This is a genomic window from Burkholderia sp. ABCPW 11 (assembly GCF_001523445.1).
In the GTDB taxonomy this organism is placed as follows: domain Bacteria; phylum Pseudomonadota; class Gammaproteobacteria; order Burkholderiales; family Burkholderiaceae; genus Burkholderia.
On the sequence record NZ_LOVM01000093.1, the window covers coordinates 36,668 to 57,355 of the forward strand.

The following is a 20,688-nucleotide window of genomic DNA, read 5'->3' on the forward strand; positions in this document are numbered from 1 at the left end:
CCGCGGAGCCCCGAAATATGGGTGCAGCGCAGCAATATTTCGCATGACGAGAAAAGATCTCATAATTCGAAAATTTTGTTGCGCAGGCCCGTCCGCGCTCATTACAATCCGTCGGAGCTTGCCCGCAGCCGGTCGCGTCGCGTCGTCTGCACGAGAGCGATCCTCACATTCCAGGACCCAGGAGACGAGAATGTCCGCTGTACCGAACGAAGTGATGAAATATGTCGCCGCCGAACGTGACGACGACCCGCAAGAAACCGTCGAGTGGCTCGAGTCGCTCGATGGCGTGATCTCCTCCGTGGGCACCGGCCGTGCGCATTACCTGATCGAAAAGCAGATCGAATTCGCCCGCATGCACGGCGAGCACCTGCCGTTCTCCGCCAATACCCCGTACATCAACACGATTCCGCTCGAAGCCCAGGCGAAGATTCCGGGCGACCAGGACATCGAGCACCGCATCCGTTCGTACACGCGCTGGAACGCGCTGGCGATGGTGCTGCGCGCAGGCAAGGACACGAACGTCGGCGGCCACATCGCGTCGTTCGCGTCGGCCGCGACGCTCTATGACGTCGGCTACAACCACTTCTGGCACGCGGCGTCCGACCAGCACGGCGGCGATCTCGTGTTCGTGCAGGGCCACTCGTCGCCGGGCGTGTACTCGCGCGCGTTCCTGCTCGGCCGCCTGTCGGAAGAGCAGCTCGACAACTTCCGCCAGGAAGTCGACGGCAAGGGCATTTCGTCGTATCCGCACCCGTGGCTGATGCCGGACTTCTGGCAGTTCCCGACCGTGTCGATGGGTCTCGGCCCGATCATGGCGATCTACCAGGCGCGCTTCATGAAGTACCTGGAGTCGCGCGGCATCGCGAAGACGGAAGGCCGCAAGGTCTGGGCGTTCCTCGGCGACGGCGAGACGGACGAACCGGAATCGCTCGGCGCGATCGGCATGGCGAGCCGCGAGAAGCTCGACAACCTCGTGTTCGTGATCAACTGCAACCTGCAGCGTCTCGACGGCCCGGTGCGCGGCAACGGCAAGATCATCCAGGAACTCGAATCGGAATTCCGCGGCGCCGGCTGGAACGTGATCAAGGTCATCTGGGGCAGCCGCTGGGATGCGCTGTTCGCACGCGACAAGACGGGCGCGCTGATGCGCCGGATGATGGAATGCGTCGACGGCGAATACCAGACGTACAAGTCGGAGTCGGGCGCGTACGTGCGCGAGCACTTCTTCAACACGCCTGAACTGAAGGCGCTCGTCGCCGACTGGTCGGACGACGACATCTGGGCGCTGAACCGCGGCGGCCACGATCCGCACAAGATCTACGCGGCGTTCCACGAAGCCACGAACACGAAGGGCGCGCCGACCGTCATCCTCGCGAAGACCATCAAGGGCTACGGGATGGGCGAGTCGGGCCAGGCGATGAACATCACGCACCAGCAGAAGAAGCTGCCGGTCGAGCAACTGAAGAAGTTCCGTGACCAGTTCCGCCTGCCGATCACCGACGAGCAGATCGCCGACGTGCCGTACCTGAAGTTCGAGGAAGGCTCGAAGGAACTCGAATACATGCGCCAGAAGCGCATGGACCTCGGCGGCTACCTGCCGCACCGCCGCGAGAAGGCGACGTCGCTGCCGGTGCCGGCGCTCGACGCGTTCGAGCCGCTGTTGAAGGGCACGGGCGAAGGCCGCGAGATCTCGACGACGATGGCGTTCGTGCGGATCCTGAACATCCTGCTGAAGGACAAGGCGCTCGGCAAGCGCGTCGTGCCGATCGTCCCGGACGAATCGCGTACGTTCGGCATGGAAGGCCTGTTCCGCCAGATCGGTATCTGGAACCAGGAAGGGCAGAAGTACGTGCCGGAAGATTCCGACCAGCTGATGTTCTACAAGGAATCGCAGACCGGCCAGATCCTGCAGGAGGGCATCAACGAAGCGGGCGGCATGTGCGACTGGATTGCGGCGGCGACGTCGTATTCGACGCACGGCGAGATCATGGTGCCGTTCTACATCTTCTACTCGATGTTCGGCTTCCAGCGGATCGGCGACCTCGCCTGGGCCGCGGGCGACATGCGTTCGCGCGGTTTCCTGCTGGGCGGCACGGCGGGCCGTACGACGCTGAACGGCGAAGGCTTGCAGCACGAAGACGGTCACTCGCTGCTGTGGGCGGCATCGGTGCCGAACTGCGTGAGCTACGACCCGACGTTCGGCTACGAACTCGCGGTGATCATCCAGGACGGCCTGCGCCGCATGGTGCAGGACCAGGAAGACGTGTACTACTACATCACGGTGATGAACGAGAACTACGAGCACCCGGCGATTCCGCAGGGCGAGCACGTGGCGGCCGACATCATCAAGGGCATGTACGCGTTCAAGAAGGCCGACGCCGACAAGAAGGCGCCGCGCGTCCAGCTGCTCGGCGCGGGCACGATCTTCAACGAAGTGATCGCCGCTGCCGACCTGCTGAAGAACGACTGGGGCGTCGCCGCCGACCTGTGGAGCGTGCCGAGCTTCACCGAACTCGCGCGCGAAGGCCACGACGTCGAGCGCTGGAACCTGCTCCATCCGACCGAGGAGCGTCGCCTGTCGCACGTGCAGAAGTGCCTGAAGGACACGCAGGGCCCGGTCATCGCATCGACCGACTACGTCCGTGCGCTGGTCGACCAGATCCGCGGCCAGATCGATCGTCGCTTCGTCGTGCTGGGCACCGACGGCTTCGGCCGTTCGGACACCCGCGAGAAACTGCGTCACTTCTTCGAGGTCGACCGTCACTGGGTCACCGTCGCCGCGCTCAACGCGCTGGCCGACGAAGGCACGATCGAGCGCAAGGTGGTCGCGGACGCGATCGCCAAGTACAACCTCGATCCGTCCAAGCCCAACCCGATGACCGTTTAACGCACACGCCGTGTGATGCCGCGCGTCGCTCCCGCGAGGAGCGCGCGCGGCCATGGAGACAGAAACAGATGAGTCAAGCGATCGAAGTGAAGGTGCCGGATATCGGCGATTACAAGGACGTGCCGGTCATCGAGATCGGCGTGAAGGTCGGCGATACGGTCGAGCCGGAGCAGTCGCTCGTCACGCTCGAGTCGGACAAGGCGACGATGGACGTGCCGAGCCCGGTAGGCGGCGTCGTGAAGGAAATCAAGGTCAAGGTCGGAGATTCCGTGTCGGAAGGCTCGCTGATCGTCCTGCTCGAAGGCGGCGCAGCCGCCCAGGCGAACGGCGCGGCTGCGCCGGCTTCGGCTCCGGCAGCAGCGCCGGCGCCGGCACCGGCCGCGGCGCCCGCTGCCGCACCGGCCGCATCCGGCGGTACGCTCGAAGTGAAGGTGCCGGATATCGGCGACTACAAGGACGTGCCGGTGATCGAAATCGGCGTGAAGGTCGGCGACACGGTCGAGAAGGAACAGTCGCTCGTCACGCTCGAGTCGGACAAGGCGACGATGGACGTGCCGAGCCCGGCTGCCGGTGTCGTGAAGGACATCAAGGTGAAGGTGGGCGATTCGGTGTCGGAAGGCACGCTGATCGTGCTGCTCGAAGCCGCCGGCGCACCGGCTGCCGCTGCACCGCAGGCCAGCGCACCGGCTCCGGCCGCGGCCGCGCCGGCGCCCGCCGCTGCACCGGCGCCCGCGAAGGCTGCGCCGGCTGCCGCGGCACCGGCCGCCGCGGCATCGGCCGCCGCGCCGTCGGGCGAATACCGCGCCAGCCACGCATCGCCGTCGGTCCGCAAGTTCGCGCGTGAACTCGGCGTCGACGTTTCGCGCGTGCAGGGTTCGGGTCCGAAGGGCCGCATTACGAAGGAAGACGTCACGGGCTTCGTGAAGGGCGTGATGACGGGCCAGCGCGCGGCACCGGCCGCGGCAGCCGCGCCGGCAGGCGGCGGCGAACTGAACCTGCTGCCGTGGCCGAAGGTCGACTTCGCGAAGTTCGGCCCGTTCGAGGCGAAGCCGCTGTCGCGCATCAAGAAGATCTCGGGCGCGAACCTGCATCGCAACTGGGTGATGATCCCGCACGTCACGAACAACGACGAAGCGGACATCACCGAGCTCGAAGCGCTGCGTGTCCAGCTGAACAAGGAACACGAAAAGGCGGGCGTGAAATTCACGATGCTCGCGTTCGTGATCAAGGCGGTCGTCGCCGCGTTGAAGAAATTCCCGACCTTCAACGCGAGCCTCGACGGCGACAACCTCGTGTTCAAGCAGTACTTCCATATCGGTTTCGCGGCCGATACGCCGAACGGCCTCGTCGTGCCGGTGATCCGCGATGCGGACAAGAAGGGCCTCGTCGACATCGCGAAGGAAATGAGCGACCTGTCGAAGGCCGCGCGCGAAGGCAAGCTGAAGCCGGACCAGATGCAGGGCGGCTGCTTCTCGATCTCGTCGCTCGGCGGGATCGGCGGGACGAACTTCACGCCGATCATCAACGCGCCGGAAGTGGCGATCCTCGGGTTGTCGCGCGGCCAGATGAAGCCGGTGTGGGACGGCAAGCAGTTCGTGCCGCGGCTCATGCTGCCGCTGTCGCTGTCGTACGACCATCGCGTGATCGACGGCGCCGAAGCCGCGCGGTTCAATGCGTATCTCGGGGCGTTGCTCGGGGATTTCCGTCGCATCATTCTTTGATGAGATGAGGGGCTCGCGGGGGCGTGGTTTTGTGTCGATTCTTCACGCCCTTGTCGTTGAACCTGTTTTGCCAACGGTCTGCTAGCGTCGCCCCTGCGCGGGGCGGCGGTCACTTTTCTTTGTCTTCCAAAGAAAAGTAACCAAAAGAAAGGCGCGTCCTTGGGCGGACGGCAAAGGTGGTCCTGCCCAACGTCGCGTTCTCTCGTCAGGCCGCATGTAGTCAGGTTCCGTCTTTCCGCCAGTCCCTCCCTCTCTCTCTGCAGCTAATCAAGAAGGGGACAGTCATGAGTCTCATCGAAGTCAAGGTTCCGGATATCGGCGATTTCAGCGGCGTCGATGTCATCGAAGTCAACGTGAAGCCCGGCGACGTGATCGAAAAAGAGCAAACGCTCATCACGCTCGAATCCGATAAAGCCTCCATGGAAGTGCCCAGCGACGTCGCCGGCACCGTCAAGGAAGTCAAGGTCAAGGCCGGCGAGAAGGTCTCGCAAGGCACCGTCATCGCCATCGTCGAAGCATCGGCAGGCGCAGCCGCACCCGCGAAAGCGCCCGAAGCGCCGAAGCCCGCAGCGGCTGCACCGGCGCCGGCCGCAGCCGCTCCGGCACCCGCGCCGCAAGCCGGCAGCTACAGCGGCGGCGCCGACATCGAGTGCGACATGCTCGTGCTCGGCGCCGGCCCCGGCGGTTACTCGGCCGCGTTCCGCGCTGCCGATCTCGGCATGAAGACGGTGCTGGTCGAACGCTACTCGACGCTCGGCGGCGTGTGCCTGAACGTCGGCTGCATTCCGTCGAAGGCGCTGCTGCATACGTCGCTCGTCGTCGAGGAAGCCGCGGCGCTCGCGTCGCACGGCATCACGTTCGGCAAGCCGCAGGTCGATCTCGACAAGCTGCGCGACTTCAAGGGCGGCGTCGTCAAGAAGCTGACGACGGGTCTCGCCGGCATGGCGAAGGCACGCAAGGTCGAAGTGGTGACGGGCGTCGGCGCGTTCGTCGATCCGTTCCACATGGAAGTGCAGGGCGACAACGGCAAGAAGGTCGTCAAGTTCAAGCAGGCGATCATCGCTGCGGGCTCGCAGGCCGTGAAGCTGCCGTTCATGCCGGAAGACCCGCGCGTCGTCGATTCGACGGGGGCGCTCGAACTGCGCCAACTGCCGAAACGCATGCTCGTGATCGGCGGCGGCATCATCGGCCTCGAAATGGCCACGGTGTACTCGACGCTCGGCGCCGAGATCGACGTCGTCGAAATGATGGACGGCCTGATGATGGGTGCCGACCGCGATCTCGTGAAGGTCTGGGAAAAGTACAACGCGAAGCGCTTCGGCAACGTGATGCTGAAGACCAAGACGGTCGGCGCGGAAGCGAAGGAAGACGGCATCTATGTGAAGTTCGAGGGCGAGAAGGCGCCGGCGGAAGCGCAGCGCTACGACCTCGTGCTCGTCGCGGTGGGCCGCAGCCCGAACGGCAAGAAGATCGGTGCCGACAAGGCCGGCGTCGCGGTCACGGATCGCGGCTTCATCGAAGTCGACAAGCAGATGCGCACGAACGTGCCGCACATCTTTGCGATCGGCGATATCGTCGGCCAGCCGATGCTCGCGCACAAGGCCGTGCACGAAGGCCACGTCGCCGCGGAAGCCGCGCACGGCGAAAAGGCGTACTTCGACGCACTGCAGATCCCGTCGGTGGCCTATACCGATCCGGAAGTGGCGTGGGCCGGCAAGACCGAAGACCAGTGCAAGGCCGAGGGCATCAAGTACGGCAAGGCCGTGTTCCCGTGGGCCGCTTCGGGCCGCGCGATCGCGAACGGCCGCGACGAAGGCTTCACGAAGCTGATCTTCGACGAGGAAACCCATCGCGTGATCGGCGGCGGCATCGTCGGCCTGAACGCGGGCGACCTGATCAGCGAAGTGTGCCTCGCCGTCGAGATGGGCGCGGACGCGGAAGACATCGGCAAGACGATCCATCCGCATCCGACGCTCGGCGAATCGGTCGGCATGGCCGCCGAGCTGTACGAAGGCGTCTGCACGGACCTGCCGCCGCAGCGCAAGAAGTAACGCGATCGGCACGGCGCCCCGGGTGCCGGCCACGAAAAAACGCCGCTGCCCGGGCAAACCGGGCGGCGGCGTTTTTCTTTTGCGCCGCGCGCGACAGACTCGATCGGGGCGGGCCATTTGCACCCGCGCGCGCTTTTGCGCCGGAAACGAAAAAGCCGCGCTGGGCGCGGCTCTTTCAGGAGCAGGGGACGCTTACGCGGCCGGCTTGCTCGAACGACGTGCGGCAGCGGCGGTGGCAGCCTTCGTTGCGACGGCAGCAGCGGCGTTGAAGTTCGTTTCAGCGATTTCGACCGCTTGCTTCGTGGCCTTCTGAACCGTTTCGTACGTGGTGTTCGCGGCGTTCAGTGCCGACTTCAGCGCGGCGACAGCCGTTTCCGAACCGGCCGGGGCGTTCTTCGCGACGTTGTCGACGAGTGCCTGGACCTTCTTGTTCTGCTCTTCGAATTGCGCTTCGGCGACCTTCGCGAACTCGGCTTGCGTCGACGATGCGATTTCGTACAGGTGACGGCCGTACGACAGCACCTTTTCCGCGACCGGCTGCGACAGGCTCGCTTGCAGCGCGATCAGTTCCTGCGCGTCCTTCACCGACAGCAGACGCTGTGCGTTCTCCTGGCCCTCGGCCAGCGTCGACTTCACGACCTGCAGGTTGAGTTCGATCAGCTTCTCGACGCCTTCGAACGCCTTGGTCGTCAGACCGAACAGGCTTTCGAGGTTGGCTTTTTGGGCGGCGGCGATTTGCTCGGGGGTCAGCAAGGACATGTCAGGCTCCTGAAAAGCGATCGCGTCGATCGCAGAATAAAGGGCACTACACTGGGGAACGTCGGCGATGCGTGCTTTGTGCAGCGCAGCAATGAGGCCTATTTTAGGGCAGAGAAAACGGATGTCAAGTCTTTTTTGTGCGTTGCACAATCGCGACAAATTATCGATAAAACAACGAGTTATCGCGCCCGTCCGGAATCGGTTTCAGGCGCGTTCCCACATGGTGCGCACGGCGATGGGGCAAGCGCGCCGCACCATGATCACGCGCAGGTAAACCTGACAGGCCCATGGAACGTTATCCTTCTGTTCCTGTCGAAAAGCGCGCCGTTTCGATGCGCGTGCCGTGGCGACGTGCCGCCGCCACGGTCGAGACCGGCGCCCTTGGCACGCCGAGCACCGGATACGTAGTTTCCCCGCTTTAAATCGCCTCCGAAGTGACGTTATCTCAATTAACCGCGTGGTAATCGGGAGACGGGCGCTGTCGGGCAGTGCATCCCATGGTTTTTTTCGATGGGAGCGGAAGGGTCGATTGGCCGGAGGTTGGCCGACTCTTACATTCCGGTTTAAAGACGATCGGTAAGTGCCTAATATTGCTCTTTTTTTCAGCTTTAACTACACTTGCGGAAACCTCCCGCCCGCTTTGTCCAGACCCCAATGAAAGCCGAATCGTTTTCACCGCGCAGATTGTTGCAGAGCATGACGCTCGGCACGGCTGTGTCGGTCGCAGTCGCGTTGCTGGCGACCACCGCGTCCGTCCTGCCTGCCGACGCCTTCGCCGCCACTGCGAAGACCCAAGCCGCCAAGAAAAAAGCCGTCGCTCCTGCTTCGTCCGCGAAGAAGAAGTCGGCCAAGGCGAGCTCCGACAAATCCGCGAAGGTCGCCGAGGCCGATGCGCCGCGCGCGAAAGCGTCGCGAAAGCGCGTGACGCTCGCAGCGAATAGCCTGCATGGCGGCCATCGCGGCGCGGTGCGCAAGGTCGCGTTCCAGCCGCGCCGGCCGACGGTCGGCCAGGCATTCGGCCTGCACGACACGCCCGATGCGCTCGCGCTGCGCTCGAGCGTCGCGTACGTCGTCGACCAGAATTCCGGCGAGCCGCTGTTCGACAAGAATTCGCACGCGGTCGTGCCGATCGCGTCGATCTCGAAGCTGATGACGGCCATGGTCGTGCTCGACTCGAAGGCGCCGATGACCGACCAGCTCGAAGTCACCGACGAAGACCGCGACTACGAGAAGGGCACGGGCTCGCGCCTGTCGGTCGGCTCGGTGCTGTCGCGCGAGGACATGCTGCACATCGCGCTGATGGCGTCGGAAAACCGCGCGGCTGCCGCGCTGTCGCGTTACTACCCGGGCGGCCGTCCGGCGTTCATCGCGGCGATGAACGCGAAGGCGAAGTCGCTCGGCATGACCGATACGCACTTCGAGAATTCGACCGGCCTGTCGAGCTCGAACGTGTCGAGCGCACGCGACCTCGTGAAGATGGTCAATGCGGCGTACCAGTACCCGATGATCCGCCAGTTCTCGACCGATCGTACCTACGAGGTGTACACGGGCAAGCGCAACCTGGTCTACAACAGCACCAACGCGCTGATCCGCGGCAACGGTTCGTGGGATATCGGCCTGCAGAAGACGGGCTTCATCAACGAAGCGGGCGAATGCCTTGTGATGCAGGCGACGATCCACGGCCGGCCGATGGTGATGGTGCTGCTCGATTCGTTCGGCAAGTATTCGCGCTTCGCCGACGCGTCGCGCCTGCGCAACTGGCTCGATGCCGGCGGCGGCGAGCGCCTGACGGCGGCCAACACGCCGAGCGGCGGTACCTGATCGTGTGCGGCGGTTCGCCGCCGTACCGGTCGCCGCAACGAAAAAGCCCCGCAATCGCGGGGCTTTTTTTGTCCGGTGAAACCGGAGTCGGAAGCGGGTCGATGGCGCCGCTTACGCCTGCCGCTGCAGCGCGTCCATGTCCTTCGCGGGCGCCGGCCGGTAGCCGAGCGATTCCGAGATGGTGAGCGCCGTCCGGCTCAACTGGCCGAGCCACGCATCCTGCAGGCGGTCGGCCGGTGCCGACAGCGACAGGCCCGCGACGAGCTTGCCCGAATCGTCGTAGATGCCGGCCGCGATACAGCGCACGCCGAGTTCGAGCTCCTCGTTGTCGCGTGCGCACGATTGCTGGCGGACGAGGGTCAGTTCGCGCTCGAGCTTCGCGATATCGGTGATGCTGTTCTGGGTATGGCCGGACAGCCCCGTGCGGGTCGCATAGGCACGCACGCGTGACGTTTCGTCGGCCGCGAGGAACAGCTTGCCGACCGACGTGAGGTGCAGCGGTGCGCGGCCGCCGATCGCGCGGACGACCTGCATCCCCGAGCGCTCCGAGTACGCGCGCTCGATGTAGACGATCTCGTCGCCCTGGCGTACCGACAGGTTCACGGTTTGCCCGGTGAGGCGGTGCAACTCGCGCATCGGCATCAGCGCCGCGTCGCGCACCGACAGGCGCGCCTTCACGAGATTGCCGAGCTCGAGCAGCCGCATGCCGAGGCGGTAGGTGCCGGGATCGGAGCGGTCGACGAGGCGGCAAGTCACCATGTCGTTGAGGATGCGGTGCGCGGTCGACGGGTGCAGCTCGGTGCGCTGCGCGAGTTCCTTCAGGCTGACGGGGTCACTGTGCGCGGCGAGCGCGTCCAGCAACCGCATCATGCGTTCGATCACCTGGATCGACGTTTTTGAATCCGGGGTGGGTTGGCTCATGTCGGGGAGGAATCGGTTGACGCGTCAAGCGGTATTGGATCGATTGTATCTCGTATCGTGAAAAAAGCGAACGCCGTTCGAGGAAGTCCTCGCTTCGCGCGCTGCGGGCTTGCGCGCGGGCCGGCGTTGGTCTTGCCGGCCAAACGTCGGATAATGAGGGCCGTTTTCTCGAAGGAGCACGTATGCGAGTCGGTTTGTTCGTGACCTGCCTGGTTGACCTGATGCGCCCCGAAATCGGTTTTTCGGCGCTCAAGCTGATTCGCGACGCCGGCTACGAAGTGATCGTGCCGCCCACGCAGACCTGCTGCGGTCAGCCGGCCTACAACTCGGGCGACCGCGCGCTCGCGCGCGACCTCGCGGAAAAGACGCTGCGCGAGTTCGAGCAGTTCGATTACGTCGTCGCGCCGTCGGGTTCGTGCGGCGGGATGATCCGTGCGCACTACGGCGACCTGTTCCGCGACGATCCCGAGCTGATGGGGCGCTACGTGCGGTTCCAGCAGAAAGTCCACGAACTGACCGATTTCCTCGCGAACGTCGCGAAGGTGTCGCTCGCGCCGGGCGAATTCGCCGGCCCGGTCACCTATCACGACGCGTGCTCGGGCCTGCGCGAGCTCGGCGTGAAGGCGCAGCCGCGCGCGCTGCTCGCGCAGCGCGGCGTGACCGTCACCGAGATGAAGGACTGCGAGCATTGCTGCGGCTTCGGCGGTACGTTCGCGGTCAAGTACGGTGACATCTCGGCGGCCATCGCGGACGAGAAATGCGCGAACGTGCGCGCGTCCGGCGCGGGCGCCGTCGTGCTCGGCGATCTCGGCTGCATACTGAACATCGAAGGGCGGTTGCGCCGCACCGGCGACCGCGACACGCGCGTGCTGCACGTCGCGCAGGTGCTGGCGGGCGACGTCTGACACCCGGCTCCGCTCACTTTTCCCCCGATACCGCGATGCAAGTCCAATCGATGCATTTCAAGGCGCGCGCCGGCCAGAAGCTGGCCGACCAGCGCCTGCAGCAGAACCTGAAGAAGCTGTCGACGAAGTTCGTGTCCGCACGCGCCGATGCGATGACCATGATCGACTTCCCGGCCACGCGCGCCGCGCTCAAGGCGCGCCGCGACCGTGCGCTGGAAAATCTCGACGTGTGGCTCGAGGCGTTCGAGCGCGAGGCGACGCGGCGCGGCACGACGGTGCTGTTCGCCGAAACGACCGCGGACGCCGCCCGGCTCGTGGCCGACATCGCACGCCGCCACGATGTGAAGAAGGTCATCAAGACCAAGTCGATGGTGTCCGAGGAAATGCGCCTGAACGCGGTGCTCGCCGAGATGGGCGTGCAGTCGATCGAGACGGACCTTGGCGAATACATCCTGCAGATCAACGACAACGAGCCGCCCAGCCACATCATTGCGCCCGTCGTGCACAAGGACAAGGACGAGATCGCCGATCTGTTCGCGCGTACGCATCAGCGCGAGCGACTCACCGAGATTCCGGACATGACGCGCGAGGCGCGCGAGGTGCTGCGTCCGCATTTCATGTCGGCCGACATGGGCGTGACCGGCGGCAACTTCGTGATCGCGGAAACGGGCTCGGTCGCGATCGTGACGAACGAAGGGAACGAAGGCATGTGCACGGTCATGCCGCGCGTGCACGTCGCGGTGACGGGCATCGAGAAGGTGTTGCCGACGCTCGAGGATCTCGCGACCGCGATGCGCTTGCTGCCGCGTTCCGCGACAGGGCAGAAGACGTCGAACTATTTCTCGCTGCTGACCGGGCCGCGCGCGCCGGGCGACGAGGACGGCCCCGAGCACAACTACGTGGTGCTCGTCGACGGCGGCCGCACCGGCCTGATCGGCGGCGAATTCCAGGAGATGCTGCGCTGCATCCGCTGCGGCGCGTGCATGAACCATTGCCCGGTGTACCAGAAGGTCGGCGGTCATGCGTACGGCTGGGTCTATCCGGGCCCGATGGGATCGGTGCTGACGCCGAGCTACGTCGGGCTCGACCGCGCGCTCGACCTGCCGCAGGCGGCGACGCTGTGCGGCGAATGCGACAGCGTATGCCCGGCCGGGATTCCGTTGTCGCACCTGTTGCGCACGCTGCGCGAGAAGCAGGTCGAGCGCCATCTTCGGCCGTGGCGCGAGCGGGCGGCGCTCGCCGCGTGGGGCTTCTTCGCACGGCGGCCGATGCTGTATGCGCTGACGACGAAGCTCGCGGTGCGCATTCTCGAGCGGCTGGGCGGCGATGCCGGCACGCTGCGGCGCCTGCCGATGATGGGCGGCTGGATGGATACACGCGACATGCCGACGCCGACCGGGCGCACGTTCCGCGAGCTGTACGCGGCGTCGCAAAGCCACCTCGGCTGACACTGTTCAGCGGGCGGCAACAGTGCGTTCGCTATTTGCATATTTATCTCGATAGATGCGATCTATAGAATCTCGTTCGTAGTCCCCGGAATCGGGTTTCGGGGTACGAGGTCAAGGAGGTCCGCATCATGAAAAAGACAATATCGATGTACTGGCCGCTGGCAATCGTGGTTCCGCTGGCAGCGGTTGCCTATCTGCATGCGATGGACGGTGCGCCGTCGCGCGGCCCGCTCGCGGTTCACCAGGCGTCCGCCGAGCTGGCGCGCGCGGTATCGTTCGGGCTGGTCGGCGACGCGGCGCAGCCGCTGCCGGCAGCATCCGGCGACATTGCGCTCGCTGCGCCGAAGGCGCTGTAAGGCAGGGCGCCGTCGCTTCGCGCGACGGCGCGATTTCGGCCCCCTTTGTATAATGTCGCGTTCTTCACCCACGCGGTCCGCCGCGGCTTTCCGATAGTGCGATGACCCGCGTTGCGATCTGTTTCGTCTGTCTCGGCAATATCTGCCGTTCGCCCACTGCGGAGGGCGTGATGCGTCACCAGGTCGACGCGGCCGCGCTGGCCGACCGGATCGCGATCGATTCGGCCGGCACCGGCGACTGGCACGTGGGCGAGCCGCCCGATTCGCGTGCGCAGGCGGCCGCCCGGAGCCGCGGCTACGATCTGTCGGCGCTACGCGCGCGACAGGTGAGCGCGGCGGATTTCGAGCGATTCGACCTGCTGCTCGCGATGGACGAAGCGAATCTCGCCGAACTGCGCCGCCGTTGCCCGCCGCAGCATCGCGACAAGGTGCGCCTGCTGATGGAGTTCGCGCCGGGCGCGACCGAAACCGAAGTGGCGGATCCGTATTTCGGCGGCGCGCAGGGCTTCGAGCAGGTGCTCGATCAGGTCGAGCGCGCCTGCGCGGGCCTGCTGGAGACGCTCCGCGCACGTACGGCGCGCTGACCGCGCAATATTCAGCGGTTTGCGAATACCCTTTCAAAGGCATGGATACTTGACTAAAAACGTCAAATATTTATACTTGACCAAAATCGTCAAGATTGCAGTCCCCTAGACACCATGAGACTCACCACCAAAGGCCGTTTCGCCGTCACGGCGATGATTGACTTGGCGCTGCGCCAGGAGCAGGGCCCGGTGACGCTTGCAGGCATCAGCCAGCGCCAGCGGATTTCGCTCTCGTATCTCGAACAACTGTTCGGCAAGCTGCGCAGGCATGAAATCGTCGAATCCGTGCGCGGCCCGGGCGGCGGCTACAACCTCGCGCGTCGCGCGCAGGACGTCACCGTTGCCGACATCATCATCGCGGTCGACGAACCGCTCGACGCCACGCAGTGCGGCGGCAAAGGCACGTGCGACGGCTCGAAGCAGCCCGACGGCCATTGCATGACGCACGAGCTGTGGTCGACGCTGAACCAGAAAATGGTCGAATACCTCGATTCGGTGTCGCTGCAGGATCTCGTCGATCAGCAGCGCGCACGCGAGGGCGCCCCGGCGGTGCTGCGCGACCGTCGCACGCCGGAGCCCGTCGCCGCACCGGCCGAGCCCGTGCGCACGATGCCGCTTGGCCCCAATTCGGTGTTCAACATCGCGAGTTCGTGAGCGCGAAGGCGCCGCCATACCCCATAACGCACATAGTCCCTGCACAGAATACCCGGAGCGACAGATGACCCAAGAGACTCTCCACCTGCCCATCTATATGGATTACAGCGCGACGACGCCGGTCGATCCGCGTGTGGTCGACAAGATGGTGCCGTACCTGCGCGAGCAGTTCGGCAACCCGGCGTCGCGTAGCCATGCCTATGGCTGGGACGCGGAGCGTGCAGTCGAGGAAGCGCGTGAGCAGGTGGCCGCACTCGTGAACGCCGATCCGCGCGAAATCATCTGGACGTCGGGCGCCACGGAGTCGGACAACCTCGCGATCAAGGGCGCCGCGAACTTCTACAAGGGCAAGGGCAAGCACATCGTCACGGTGAAGACCGAGCACAAGGCCGTGCTCGACACGTGCCGCGAGCTCGAGCGGGACGGTTTCGAAGTCACCTACCTCGACGTGAAGGAAGACGGGCTGATCGACCTCGACGTGTTCAAGGCTGCGCTGCGGCCGGACACGATCCTCGTGTCGGTGATGCACGTGAACAACGAGATCGGCGTGATCCAGGACATCGAGACGATCGGCGAGATCTGCCGCGAGAAGGGCATCGTGTTCCACGTCGATGCCGCGCAGTCGACCGGCAAGGTCGGGATCGACCTCGCGAAGCTGAAGGTCGACCTGATGTCGTTCTCGGCGCACAAGACGTACGGCCCGAAGGGCATCGGCGCGTTGTACGTGCGTCGCAAGCCGCGCGTGCGCATCGAAGCGCAGATGCACGGCGGCGGTCACGAGCGCGGCATGCGCTCGGGCACGCTGCCGACGCATCAGATCGTCGGCATGGGCGAAGCGTTCCGCATCGCGCGCGAGGAAATGGCGACCGAGAACGAGCGCATCCGCATGCTGCGCGACAAGCTGCTGCGCGGCCTGTCGCAGATCGAGGAAACCTACGTGAACGGCGACATGGATCACCGTGTCCCGCACAACCTGAACATCAGCTTCAACTTCGTCGAAGGCGAGTCGCTGATCATGGCGATCAAGGACGTCGCGGTGTCGTCGGGTTCCGCGTGCACGTCGGCGTCGCTGGAGCCGTCGTACGTGCTGCGTGCGCTCGGCCGCAACGACGAGCTCGCGCACAGCTCGATCCGCTTCACGGTCGGCCGCTTCACGACGGAGCAGGAAGTCGACTTCGTGATCGATCTGCTGAACAGCAAGATCGCGAAGCTGCGCGAACTGTCGCCGCTCTGGGAAATGCACCAGGAAGGCATCGATCTGTCGACGATCGAATGGGCCGCACACTGATACCGCATTGAATGCAACCGCGCGCGGATTGACGCACGCAGACGTAACGAGTCAAGGAGTCTGAGTCATGTCTTACAGCAACAAGGTTCTGGATCACTACGAAAACCCGCGCAACGTCGGTTCGTTCGCGAAGGACGACGACACGGTCGGCACGGGCATGGTCGGCGCGCCGGCTTGCGGCGACGTGATGAAGCTGCAGATCCGCGTCGGCGCGGACGGCGTGATCGAAGACGCGAAGTTCAAGACCTACGGTTGCGGTTCGGCGATCGCATCGAGCTCGCTCGTCACCGAATGGGTGAAGGGCAAGACGCTCGACGAGGCACTGTCGATCAAGAACACGCAGATCGCCGAGGAACTCGCGCTGCCGCCGGTGAAGATTCACTGCTCGATCCTCGCGGAAGACGCGATCAAGGCAGCCGTGGCCGACTACAAGAAGCGCCACGACACCAAGGAAAGCGATCAGGCAGCAGCCTGAGCGGCATCGAGAGCGGCTAGGGAAGGAAACGCGGCGGGCCTCGGCGGCACGCCGCGGCAAGGACATCATGGCAATTACACTGACCGAAAAAGCAGCACAGCACGTCCAGAAATACCTCGTCCGTCGCGGCAAGGGCGTGGGCCTGCGGCTTGGCGTTCGCACGACCGGGTGCTCGGGGCTCGCGTACAAGCTCGAGTATGTCGACGAGCTGGCTCCCGAGGATCAGGTGTTCGAGAGCCATGGCGTGAAGGTGGTCGTCGATCCGAAGAGCCTCGCCTATATCGACGGCACCGAGCTCGACTTCGCCCGCGAAGGCCTGAACGAAGGGTTCAAGTTCAACAACCCGAACGTGAAGGACGAGTGCGGGTGCGGGGAATCGTTCCGCGTGTGACGCGGCTTCCTCCGCGCGATGCGGGCAAGAGGCGGCACGGGCCGCCTTTTTAATGTGCGGCGTTTGCCGCGCGACGAACCGGAATTCAACGCGACGATGGTTTCGCTGAAAGACAGCCATTTCGACCTGTTTCACCTGCCGGCGCAATTCGCGCTCGACGAGACGGCGCTCGACGCCGCCTACCGGACGGTGCAGACGCAGGTGCATCCTGACCGCTTCGCGGCGGCCGGCGACGCGCAAAAGCGCATCGCGATGCAATGGGCCACCCGCGCGAACGAGGCGTACCGCACGCTGCGCGATCCGCTGAAGCGCGCGTCCTATCTGCTGTCGCTGCGCGGCGTCGACATCGGCGCGGAAAACAACACCGCGATGGAGCCTGCATTCCTGATGCAGCAGATGGAGTGGCGCGAGGGCATCGAGGATGCCGCGGCCGCCCGCAACGTCGATGCGCTCGATGCATTGCTCGCCGAGTTGCGCGACGAGAAGCGCGTGCGCGTCGAGCGCCTCGGCACGCTGCTCGACAGCGGGGCCGATCAGGCCGCCGCGGAAGCCGTGCGTCAGCTGATGTTCATCGAACGGGTCGCGTCGGAAGTGAGCGCGCAGATCGAGCGCCTCGAAACTTAACCGCGTGCCTGGCGGCACGCGCAGCAAACGGGCCGAGCGCCCGAACGAACCAAGATGGCTTTACTGCAAATTTCCGAACCGGGCATGGCGCCGGCGCCGCACCAGCGGCGGCTCGCCGTCGGGATCGATCTCGGCACGACGAACTCGCTCGTCGCCGCCGTGCGCAACAGCGTGCCTGAAGTACTGCCGGACGAAGCGGGCCGCGTGCTGCTGCCGTCGGTGGTCCGTTACCTGGAGAAGGGCGGCCGCCGCATCGGCCACGAAGCGAAGGAGCAGGCCGCGACCGATCCGCGCAACACGATCGTGTCGGTCAAGCGCTTCATGGGCCGCGGCAAGGCCGAAGTCGAAGGCGCGGCGAACGCGCCGTACGAATTCGTCGATGCGCCGGGCATGGTGCAGATCCGCACGATCGACGGCGTGAAGAGCCCGGTCGAAGTATCGGCCGAAATTCTCGCGACGCTGCGGTATCGCGCCGAGGATTCGCTCGGCGACGAGCTGGTCGGCGCGGTGATCACGGTGCCCGCGTACTTCGACGACGCGCAGCGCCAGGCGACCAAGGATGCCGCGCGTCTCGCGGGCCTCAACGTGCTGCGCCTGCTGAACGAACCGACCGCCGCGGCGATCGCCTATGGTCTCGACAACGCGGCCGAAGGCCTGTACGCGGTGTACGACCTCGGCGGCGGCACGTTCGACCTGTCGATCCTGAAGCTGACGAAGGGCGTGTTCGAAGTGCTGGCAGCGGGCGGCGATTCGGCGCTCGGCGGCGACGATTTCGACCATGCACTGTTCGATCACGTGCTCGCGCAGGCCGGTATCGACGCGAAGACGCTCGCGCCCGAAGACGTGCGCCTGCTGCTCGATCGTGTGCGGGTGCTGAAGGAGGCGCTGTCGTCCGCGCCGCAGGCAGCGCTCGACGTGACGCTGTCGAGCGGTGCGCATCTGGTGCAGACGATTTCGCACGACACGTTCGCGTCGCTCGTCGAGCCGCTCGTGCAGCGCACGCTCGCGCCGACCCGCAAGGCGCTGCGCGATGCGCAGGTCACGCCGGCCGACATCAAGGGCGTCGTGCTCGTCGGCGGCGCGACGCGCATGCCGGTGATCCGCGACGCGGTCGCGAAGTATTTCGGCCAGCCGCCGCTCGTGAACCTCGATCCGGATCAGGTCGTCGCGCTCGGCGCGGCGATCCAGGCCGACCTGCTCGCGGGCAATCGCGGCACCGGCGACGACTGGCTGCTGCTCGACGTGATTCCGCTGTCGCTCGGTGTCGAGACGATGGGCGGCCTCGTCGAGAAGATCATTCCGCGCAACTCGACGATTCCGATCGCGCGTGCGCAGGAATTCACGACCTTCAAGGACGGCCAGACCGCGATGGCGATTCACGTCGTGCAGGGCGAGCGCGAGCTCGTCGCCGACTGCCGGTCGCTCGCGCGCTTCGAGCTGCGCGGCATTCCGCCGATGACGGCGGGCGCCGCACGCATTCGCGTGACCTATCAGGTCGACGCGGATGGCCTGCTGTCGGTGTTTGCACGCGAGCAGTTGTCTGGCGTCGAGGCATCGGTCGTCGTGAAACCGTCGTACGGCCTCGCCGACGACGACATCGCGAAGATGCTGGAAGACAGTTTCAAGACCGCCGAAATCGACATGCGTGCCCGCGCGCTGCGCGAAGCGCAGGTCGAGGCCGAGCGGATGCTCGAGGCGACGCAGGCCGCGCTGGCGGCCGACGGCGAACTGCTCGATGCCGGCGAGCGCGAGCGGGTCGATGCGCTGGCCGCGGCGTTGCGCGCGCTCGCGCAGGGCGACGACACGAATGCGATCGAAGCGGCGACCAAGGCGCTGGCCGACGGTACCGACGAATTCGCGGCGCGCCGGATGGACAAGAGCATCAAGCGTGCGCTGTCGGGCCGCCGGCTCGACGAGATCTGAACCCACGAACCGCGCATCGGCCGGCAACGGCCCGCGCGACGATGAACCGTGCGGCGCATGGCGCCGCACCCTGACTGACGGAACGGACATGCCTCAACTGGTGGTGCTGCCTCACGTCGAACTGTGCCCGGATGGCGCAGTGATCGACGCGACGCCCGGCAAGAGTATCTGCGACAACCTGCTCGATCACGGAATCGAGATCGAGCATGCATGCGAGAAGTCGTGCGCATGCACGACGTGCCACGTGGTGATCCGCGAAGGCTTCAACGAACTGACGCCGTCCGAGGAGGACGAGGACGATCTGCTGGACAAGGCATGGGGCCTCGAGCCGACGTCGCGCCTGTCGTGCCAGGCAATCGTGAAGGAAGATTCGGACCTGGTGGTCGAGATTCCGAAGTACTCGATCAACCACGCGAAGGAAAATCACTGACAGGAACCGGAGGCAGGCGATGAAATGGACCGATTCGCGTGAAATAGCCATTGCGCTGGCGGACAAGTATCCGGACATCGACCCGCAGCGGATCAACTTCGTCGATCTGCGCCAGTGGGTGCTCGAACTCGACGGCTTCGCCGACGATCCCGCGCACTCCGGCGAGAAGATCCTCGAGGCGATCCAGGCACACTGGATCGACGAATCGGATTTCGACGACGAAGACTGACCGACCGGTCACGGCGTGCGCCGCAACGGTGCACGCCGCGCGAATGAAAAACGGCTCGTGAGCGTTTGCTCGCGAGCCGTTTTCGTTTTCGGCGAGCCGCCCGCGCACGGTGTGCGGGCAGGGGCGCCGACGATGGCGCGATCAGGTAAGTACTTACACGCCGACCAGCGTGCCGTTCTCGATCCGCACGCGCTGGCCCTGGCCGAACGGCGGCGGGTTGCGGTACGTGAACGTGCGCGTCGCGCCGCTTTCCATCTGTACTTGCACCTGATAGTCGGTTTCCGCGCGGACCTGCTTCTCGACCTGGTTGCCGGCGAGACCGCCGCCCAGCGCGCCGATGATCGTCATCGCGGTGCGGCCGTTGCCGTGGCCGAACTGGTTGCCGAGCAGGCCGCCCGCCGCCGCGCCGCCCACGGCGCCAATCCCCGAGCTCTGGCCCGGCGTGCGCGTCTGCGTGATCGCGACGACCGTGCCGCAGCTCTGGCAGTAGGCTTGCGCGGGCGCCGACGGCTGCTGCGCGTATTGCGGCGGCTGCGGGGCGGTCGCGTGACGGCGGTGCGGTGCAGCGGGGCGCGGCGCCGGCTTCGGTTCGGCCTGCGCGACGGCGGCCTTCTGCTGCGCGGCGGCCTGTTCTGCTGCCTGCCGCTGCGCTTGCGCAGCCAGTGCGGCGCTGGCGGCTGCGGCCGTGTCGACGGCCGGCTGCGACGCGATCAGCGCGGCCTGGGTCTGACCGTTCTGTTCGTTGCTGCTGCTCGCCTTCGGGAAGACGCCCGTGATCGCTGCGGTCGCCGCGAGGCTGGCGACGATGACGGCGCCGGCCGCGGTGGCGATGAGCGGGTGGAGGCGTTGCTTTTGCGGCGTGGTCTGATTCTGGTTGTCCATTTTGTTCTCCAATGTCGATCCGGATCGGCACACTGGCCGGAGCAGGATCCCACGCTCGGGAGCGAGCAGACTTGGCGTTCCGGCGCCTCGTTCTGGTCCCGTGGTCATGCGTGGTGACGCAACAGGAGTGTCGTCCACGGCCAAGCGGCGCGCCGTATCAAGGTGTAACGAATTGCAGCACGGGCGCGGCGGGCGCCATCGGGAAAACCCGGAGAAGGCCGGCGCGACGAGGGAATAAAACGGGAGAGGAGCGAAAGCCGGCGAACGCCGGCAGGCAGGATTTACGCGCGGTTACAAAGCCGATCCGTATGCACCGCGTAGCGCGGCGCATACGGGGGC

General features: G+C 65.5%; 19 protein-coding genes. 16 read left to right on the plus strand and 3 right to left on the minus strand.

The window, feature by feature from the left end; all coding sequences use genetic code 11:
* Positions 1-190 precede the first annotated feature (190 nt).
* The 3 genes from aceE to lpdA all read left to right on the plus strand — a co-directional run bounded on the left by aceE (position 191) and on the right by lpdA (position 6,659).
* Positions 191-2,887, plus strand: a complete 2,697-nt coding sequence (gene aceE, locus WS61_RS29140) for a pyruvate dehydrogenase (acetyl-transferring), homodimeric type (protein WP_059505745.1) — start codon at positions 191-193, stop codon at positions 2,885-2,887.
* Positions 2,888-2,955: 68 nt separating this feature from the next.
* On the plus strand, positions 2,956-4,608 hold the full coding sequence (gene aceF / locus WS61_RS29145; protein ID WP_059505747.1) for a dihydrolipoyllysine-residue acetyltransferase: 1,653 nt from the start codon (positions 2,956-2,958) through the stop codon (positions 4,606-4,608).
* 284 nt (positions 4,609-4,892) lie between these two features.
* On the plus strand, positions 4,893-6,659 hold the full coding sequence (gene lpdA / locus WS61_RS29150; RefSeq protein WP_059505748.1) for a dihydrolipoyl dehydrogenase: 1,767 nt from the start codon (positions 4,893-4,895) through the stop codon (positions 6,657-6,659).
* A gap of 192 nt (positions 6,660-6,851) precedes the next feature.
* On the opposite strand, the gene WS61_RS29155 is transcribed toward lpdA, so the two are convergent.
* Positions 6,852-7,418 (minus strand): phasin family protein, encoded by a 567-nt coding sequence (locus WS61_RS29155; RefSeq protein WP_006481973.1) that lies wholly within the window; start codon positions 7,416-7,418, stop codon positions 6,852-6,854.
* Between the two features lie 654 nt (positions 7,419-8,072).
* Between WS61_RS29155 and pbpG the strand changes: the two genes are divergently transcribed.
* On the plus strand, positions 8,073-9,239 hold the full coding sequence (gene pbpG, locus WS61_RS29160) for a D-alanyl-D-alanine endopeptidase (RefSeq protein WP_059505750.1): 1,167 nt from the start codon (positions 8,073-8,075) through the stop codon (positions 9,237-9,239).
* Positions 9,240-9,350: 111 nt separating this feature from the next.
* On the opposite strand, the gene WS61_RS29165 is transcribed toward pbpG, so the two are convergent.
* Positions 9,351-10,160: an IclR family transcriptional regulator gene (locus WS61_RS29165; protein WP_059505752.1), complete on the minus strand. Its 810-nt coding sequence runs from the start codon at positions 10,158-10,160 to the stop codon at positions 9,351-9,353.
* A gap of 182 nt (positions 10,161-10,342) precedes the next feature.
* Here WS61_RS29165 and WS61_RS29170 point away from each other — a divergent pair, with 182 nt between their 5' ends.
* The 12 genes from WS61_RS29170 to iscX all read left to right on the plus strand — a co-directional run bounded on the left by WS61_RS29170 (position 10,343) and on the right by iscX (position 19,467).
* Complete coding sequence (locus WS61_RS29170; RefSeq protein ID WP_059505754.1) at positions 10,343-11,065, plus strand: (Fe-S)-binding protein; 723 nt, start codon at positions 10,343-10,345, stop codon at positions 11,063-11,065.
* Positions 11,066-11,100: 35 nt separating this feature from the next.
* Positions 11,101-12,513 carry a lactate utilization protein B gene (locus WS61_RS29175; RefSeq protein WP_059505755.1) on the plus strand — a complete coding sequence of 471 codons (1,413 nt, stop codon included), beginning with the start codon at positions 11,101-11,103 and terminating at the stop codon, positions 12,511-12,513.
* Between the two features lie 128 nt (positions 12,514-12,641).
* Positions 12,642-12,869 (plus strand): hypothetical protein, encoded by a 228-nt coding sequence (locus tag WS61_RS29180; protein ID WP_034207755.1) that lies wholly within the window; start codon positions 12,642-12,644, stop codon positions 12,867-12,869.
* 101 nt (positions 12,870-12,970) lie between these two features.
* Positions 12,971-13,453: a low molecular weight protein-tyrosine-phosphatase gene (locus WS61_RS29185; RefSeq protein ID WP_059505757.1), complete on the plus strand. Its 483-nt coding sequence runs from the start codon at positions 12,971-12,973 to the stop codon at positions 13,451-13,453.
* A gap of 114 nt (positions 13,454-13,567) precedes the next feature.
* A complete protein-coding gene (iscR, locus tag WS61_RS29190) occupies positions 13,568-14,107 on the plus strand; it encodes a Fe-S cluster assembly transcriptional regulator IscR (protein WP_009691731.1) in 540 nt (179 codons plus the stop codon).
* A 64-nt stretch (positions 14,108-14,171) separates the two neighbouring features.
* Complete coding sequence (locus tag WS61_RS29195; RefSeq protein ID WP_059505759.1) at positions 14,172-15,395, plus strand: IscS subfamily cysteine desulfurase; 1,224 nt, start codon at positions 14,172-14,174, stop codon at positions 15,393-15,395.
* A gap of 67 nt (positions 15,396-15,462) precedes the next feature.
* Positions 15,463-15,870 carry a Fe-S cluster assembly scaffold IscU gene (iscU, locus tag WS61_RS29200; RefSeq protein WP_006478389.1) on the plus strand — a complete coding sequence of 136 codons (408 nt, stop codon included), beginning with the start codon at positions 15,463-15,465 and terminating at the stop codon, positions 15,868-15,870.
* 67 nt (positions 15,871-15,937) lie between these two features.
* Positions 15,938-16,261, plus strand: a complete 324-nt coding sequence (gene iscA, locus WS61_RS29205) for an iron-sulfur cluster assembly protein IscA (protein ID WP_011885413.1) — start codon at positions 15,938-15,940, stop codon at positions 16,259-16,261.
* 96 nt (positions 16,262-16,357) lie between these two features.
* Positions 16,358-16,885: a Fe-S protein assembly co-chaperone HscB gene (hscB, locus tag WS61_RS29210; RefSeq protein ID WP_059506084.1), complete on the plus strand. Its 528-nt coding sequence runs from the start codon at positions 16,358-16,360 to the stop codon at positions 16,883-16,885.
* Positions 16,886-16,939: 54 nt separating this feature from the next.
* Complete coding sequence (gene hscA / locus WS61_RS29215; RefSeq protein WP_059505761.1) at positions 16,940-18,808, plus strand: Fe-S protein assembly chaperone HscA; 1,869 nt, start codon at positions 16,940-16,942, stop codon at positions 18,806-18,808.
* A gap of 88 nt (positions 18,809-18,896) precedes the next feature.
* Positions 18,897-19,238 (plus strand): ISC system 2Fe-2S type ferredoxin, encoded by a 342-nt coding sequence (gene fdx / locus WS61_RS29220; RefSeq protein ID WP_059506086.1) that lies wholly within the window; start codon positions 18,897-18,899, stop codon positions 19,236-19,238.
* 19 nt (positions 19,239-19,257) lie between these two features.
* Positions 19,258-19,467 (plus strand): Fe-S cluster assembly protein IscX, encoded by a 210-nt coding sequence (iscX, locus tag WS61_RS29225; protein WP_059505763.1) that lies wholly within the window; start codon positions 19,258-19,260, stop codon positions 19,465-19,467.
* 153 nt (positions 19,468-19,620) lie between these two features.
* Here the strand turns inward: iscX and WS61_RS29230 are convergent, their stop codons facing one another.
* Complete coding sequence (locus WS61_RS29230) at positions 19,621-20,349, minus strand: glycine zipper 2TM domain-containing protein (protein ID WP_059505765.1); 729 nt, start codon at positions 20,347-20,349, stop codon at positions 19,621-19,623.
* Positions 20,350-20,688: the final 339 nt, after the last annotated feature.

Excerpts from the sequence above, each read along its gene's own strand:
- aceE (WP_059505745.1), top strand. The coding sequence starts at position 191 with ATGTCCGCTGTACCGAACGAAGTGATGAAATATGTCGCCGCCGAACGT.
- aceF (WP_059505747.1), top strand. The coding sequence starts at position 2,956 with ATGAGTCAAGCGATCGAAGTGAAGGTGCCGGATATCGGCGATTACAAG.
- lpdA (WP_059505748.1), top strand. The coding sequence starts at position 4,893 with ATGAGTCTCATCGAAGTCAAGGTTCCGGATATCGGCGATTTCAGCGGC.
- WS61_RS29155 (WP_006481973.1), bottom strand. The coding sequence starts at position 7,418 with ATGTCCTTGCTGACCCCCGAGCAAATCGCCGCCGCCCAAAAAGCCAAC.
- pbpG (WP_059505750.1), top strand. The coding sequence starts at position 8,073 with ATGAAAGCCGAATCGTTTTCACCGCGCAGATTGTTGCAGAGCATGACG.
- WS61_RS29165 (WP_059505752.1), bottom strand. The coding sequence starts at position 10,160 with ATGAGCCAACCCACCCCGGATTCAAAAACGTCGATCCAGGTGATCGAA.
- WS61_RS29170 (WP_059505754.1), top strand. The coding sequence starts at position 10,343 with ATGCGAGTCGGTTTGTTCGTGACCTGCCTGGTTGACCTGATGCGCCCC.
- WS61_RS29175 (WP_059505755.1), top strand. The coding sequence starts at position 11,101 with ATGCAAGTCCAATCGATGCATTTCAAGGCGCGCGCCGGCCAGAAGCTG.
- WS61_RS29180 (WP_034207755.1), top strand. The coding sequence starts at position 12,642 with ATGAAAAAGACAATATCGATGTACTGGCCGCTGGCAATCGTGGTTCCG.
- WS61_RS29185 (WP_059505757.1), top strand. The coding sequence starts at position 12,971 with ATGACCCGCGTTGCGATCTGTTTCGTCTGTCTCGGCAATATCTGCCGT.
- iscR (WP_009691731.1), top strand. The coding sequence starts at position 13,568 with ATGAGACTCACCACCAAAGGCCGTTTCGCCGTCACGGCGATGATTGAC.
- WS61_RS29195 (WP_059505759.1), top strand. The coding sequence starts at position 14,172 with ATGACCCAAGAGACTCTCCACCTGCCCATCTATATGGATTACAGCGCG.
- iscU (WP_006478389.1), top strand. The coding sequence starts at position 15,463 with ATGTCTTACAGCAACAAGGTTCTGGATCACTACGAAAACCCGCGCAAC.
- iscA (WP_011885413.1), top strand. The coding sequence starts at position 15,938 with ATGGCAATTACACTGACCGAAAAAGCAGCACAGCACGTCCAGAAATAC.
- hscB (WP_059506084.1), top strand. The coding sequence starts at position 16,358 with ATGGTTTCGCTGAAAGACAGCCATTTCGACCTGTTTCACCTGCCGGCG.
- hscA (WP_059505761.1), top strand. The coding sequence starts at position 16,940 with ATGGCTTTACTGCAAATTTCCGAACCGGGCATGGCGCCGGCGCCGCAC.
- fdx (WP_059506086.1), top strand. The coding sequence starts at position 18,897 with ATGCCTCAACTGGTGGTGCTGCCTCACGTCGAACTGTGCCCGGATGGC.
- iscX (WP_059505763.1), top strand. The coding sequence starts at position 19,258 with ATGAAATGGACCGATTCGCGTGAAATAGCCATTGCGCTGGCGGACAAG.
- WS61_RS29230 (WP_059505765.1), bottom strand. The coding sequence starts at position 20,349 with ATGGACAACCAGAATCAGACCACGCCGCAAAAGCAACGCCTCCACCCG.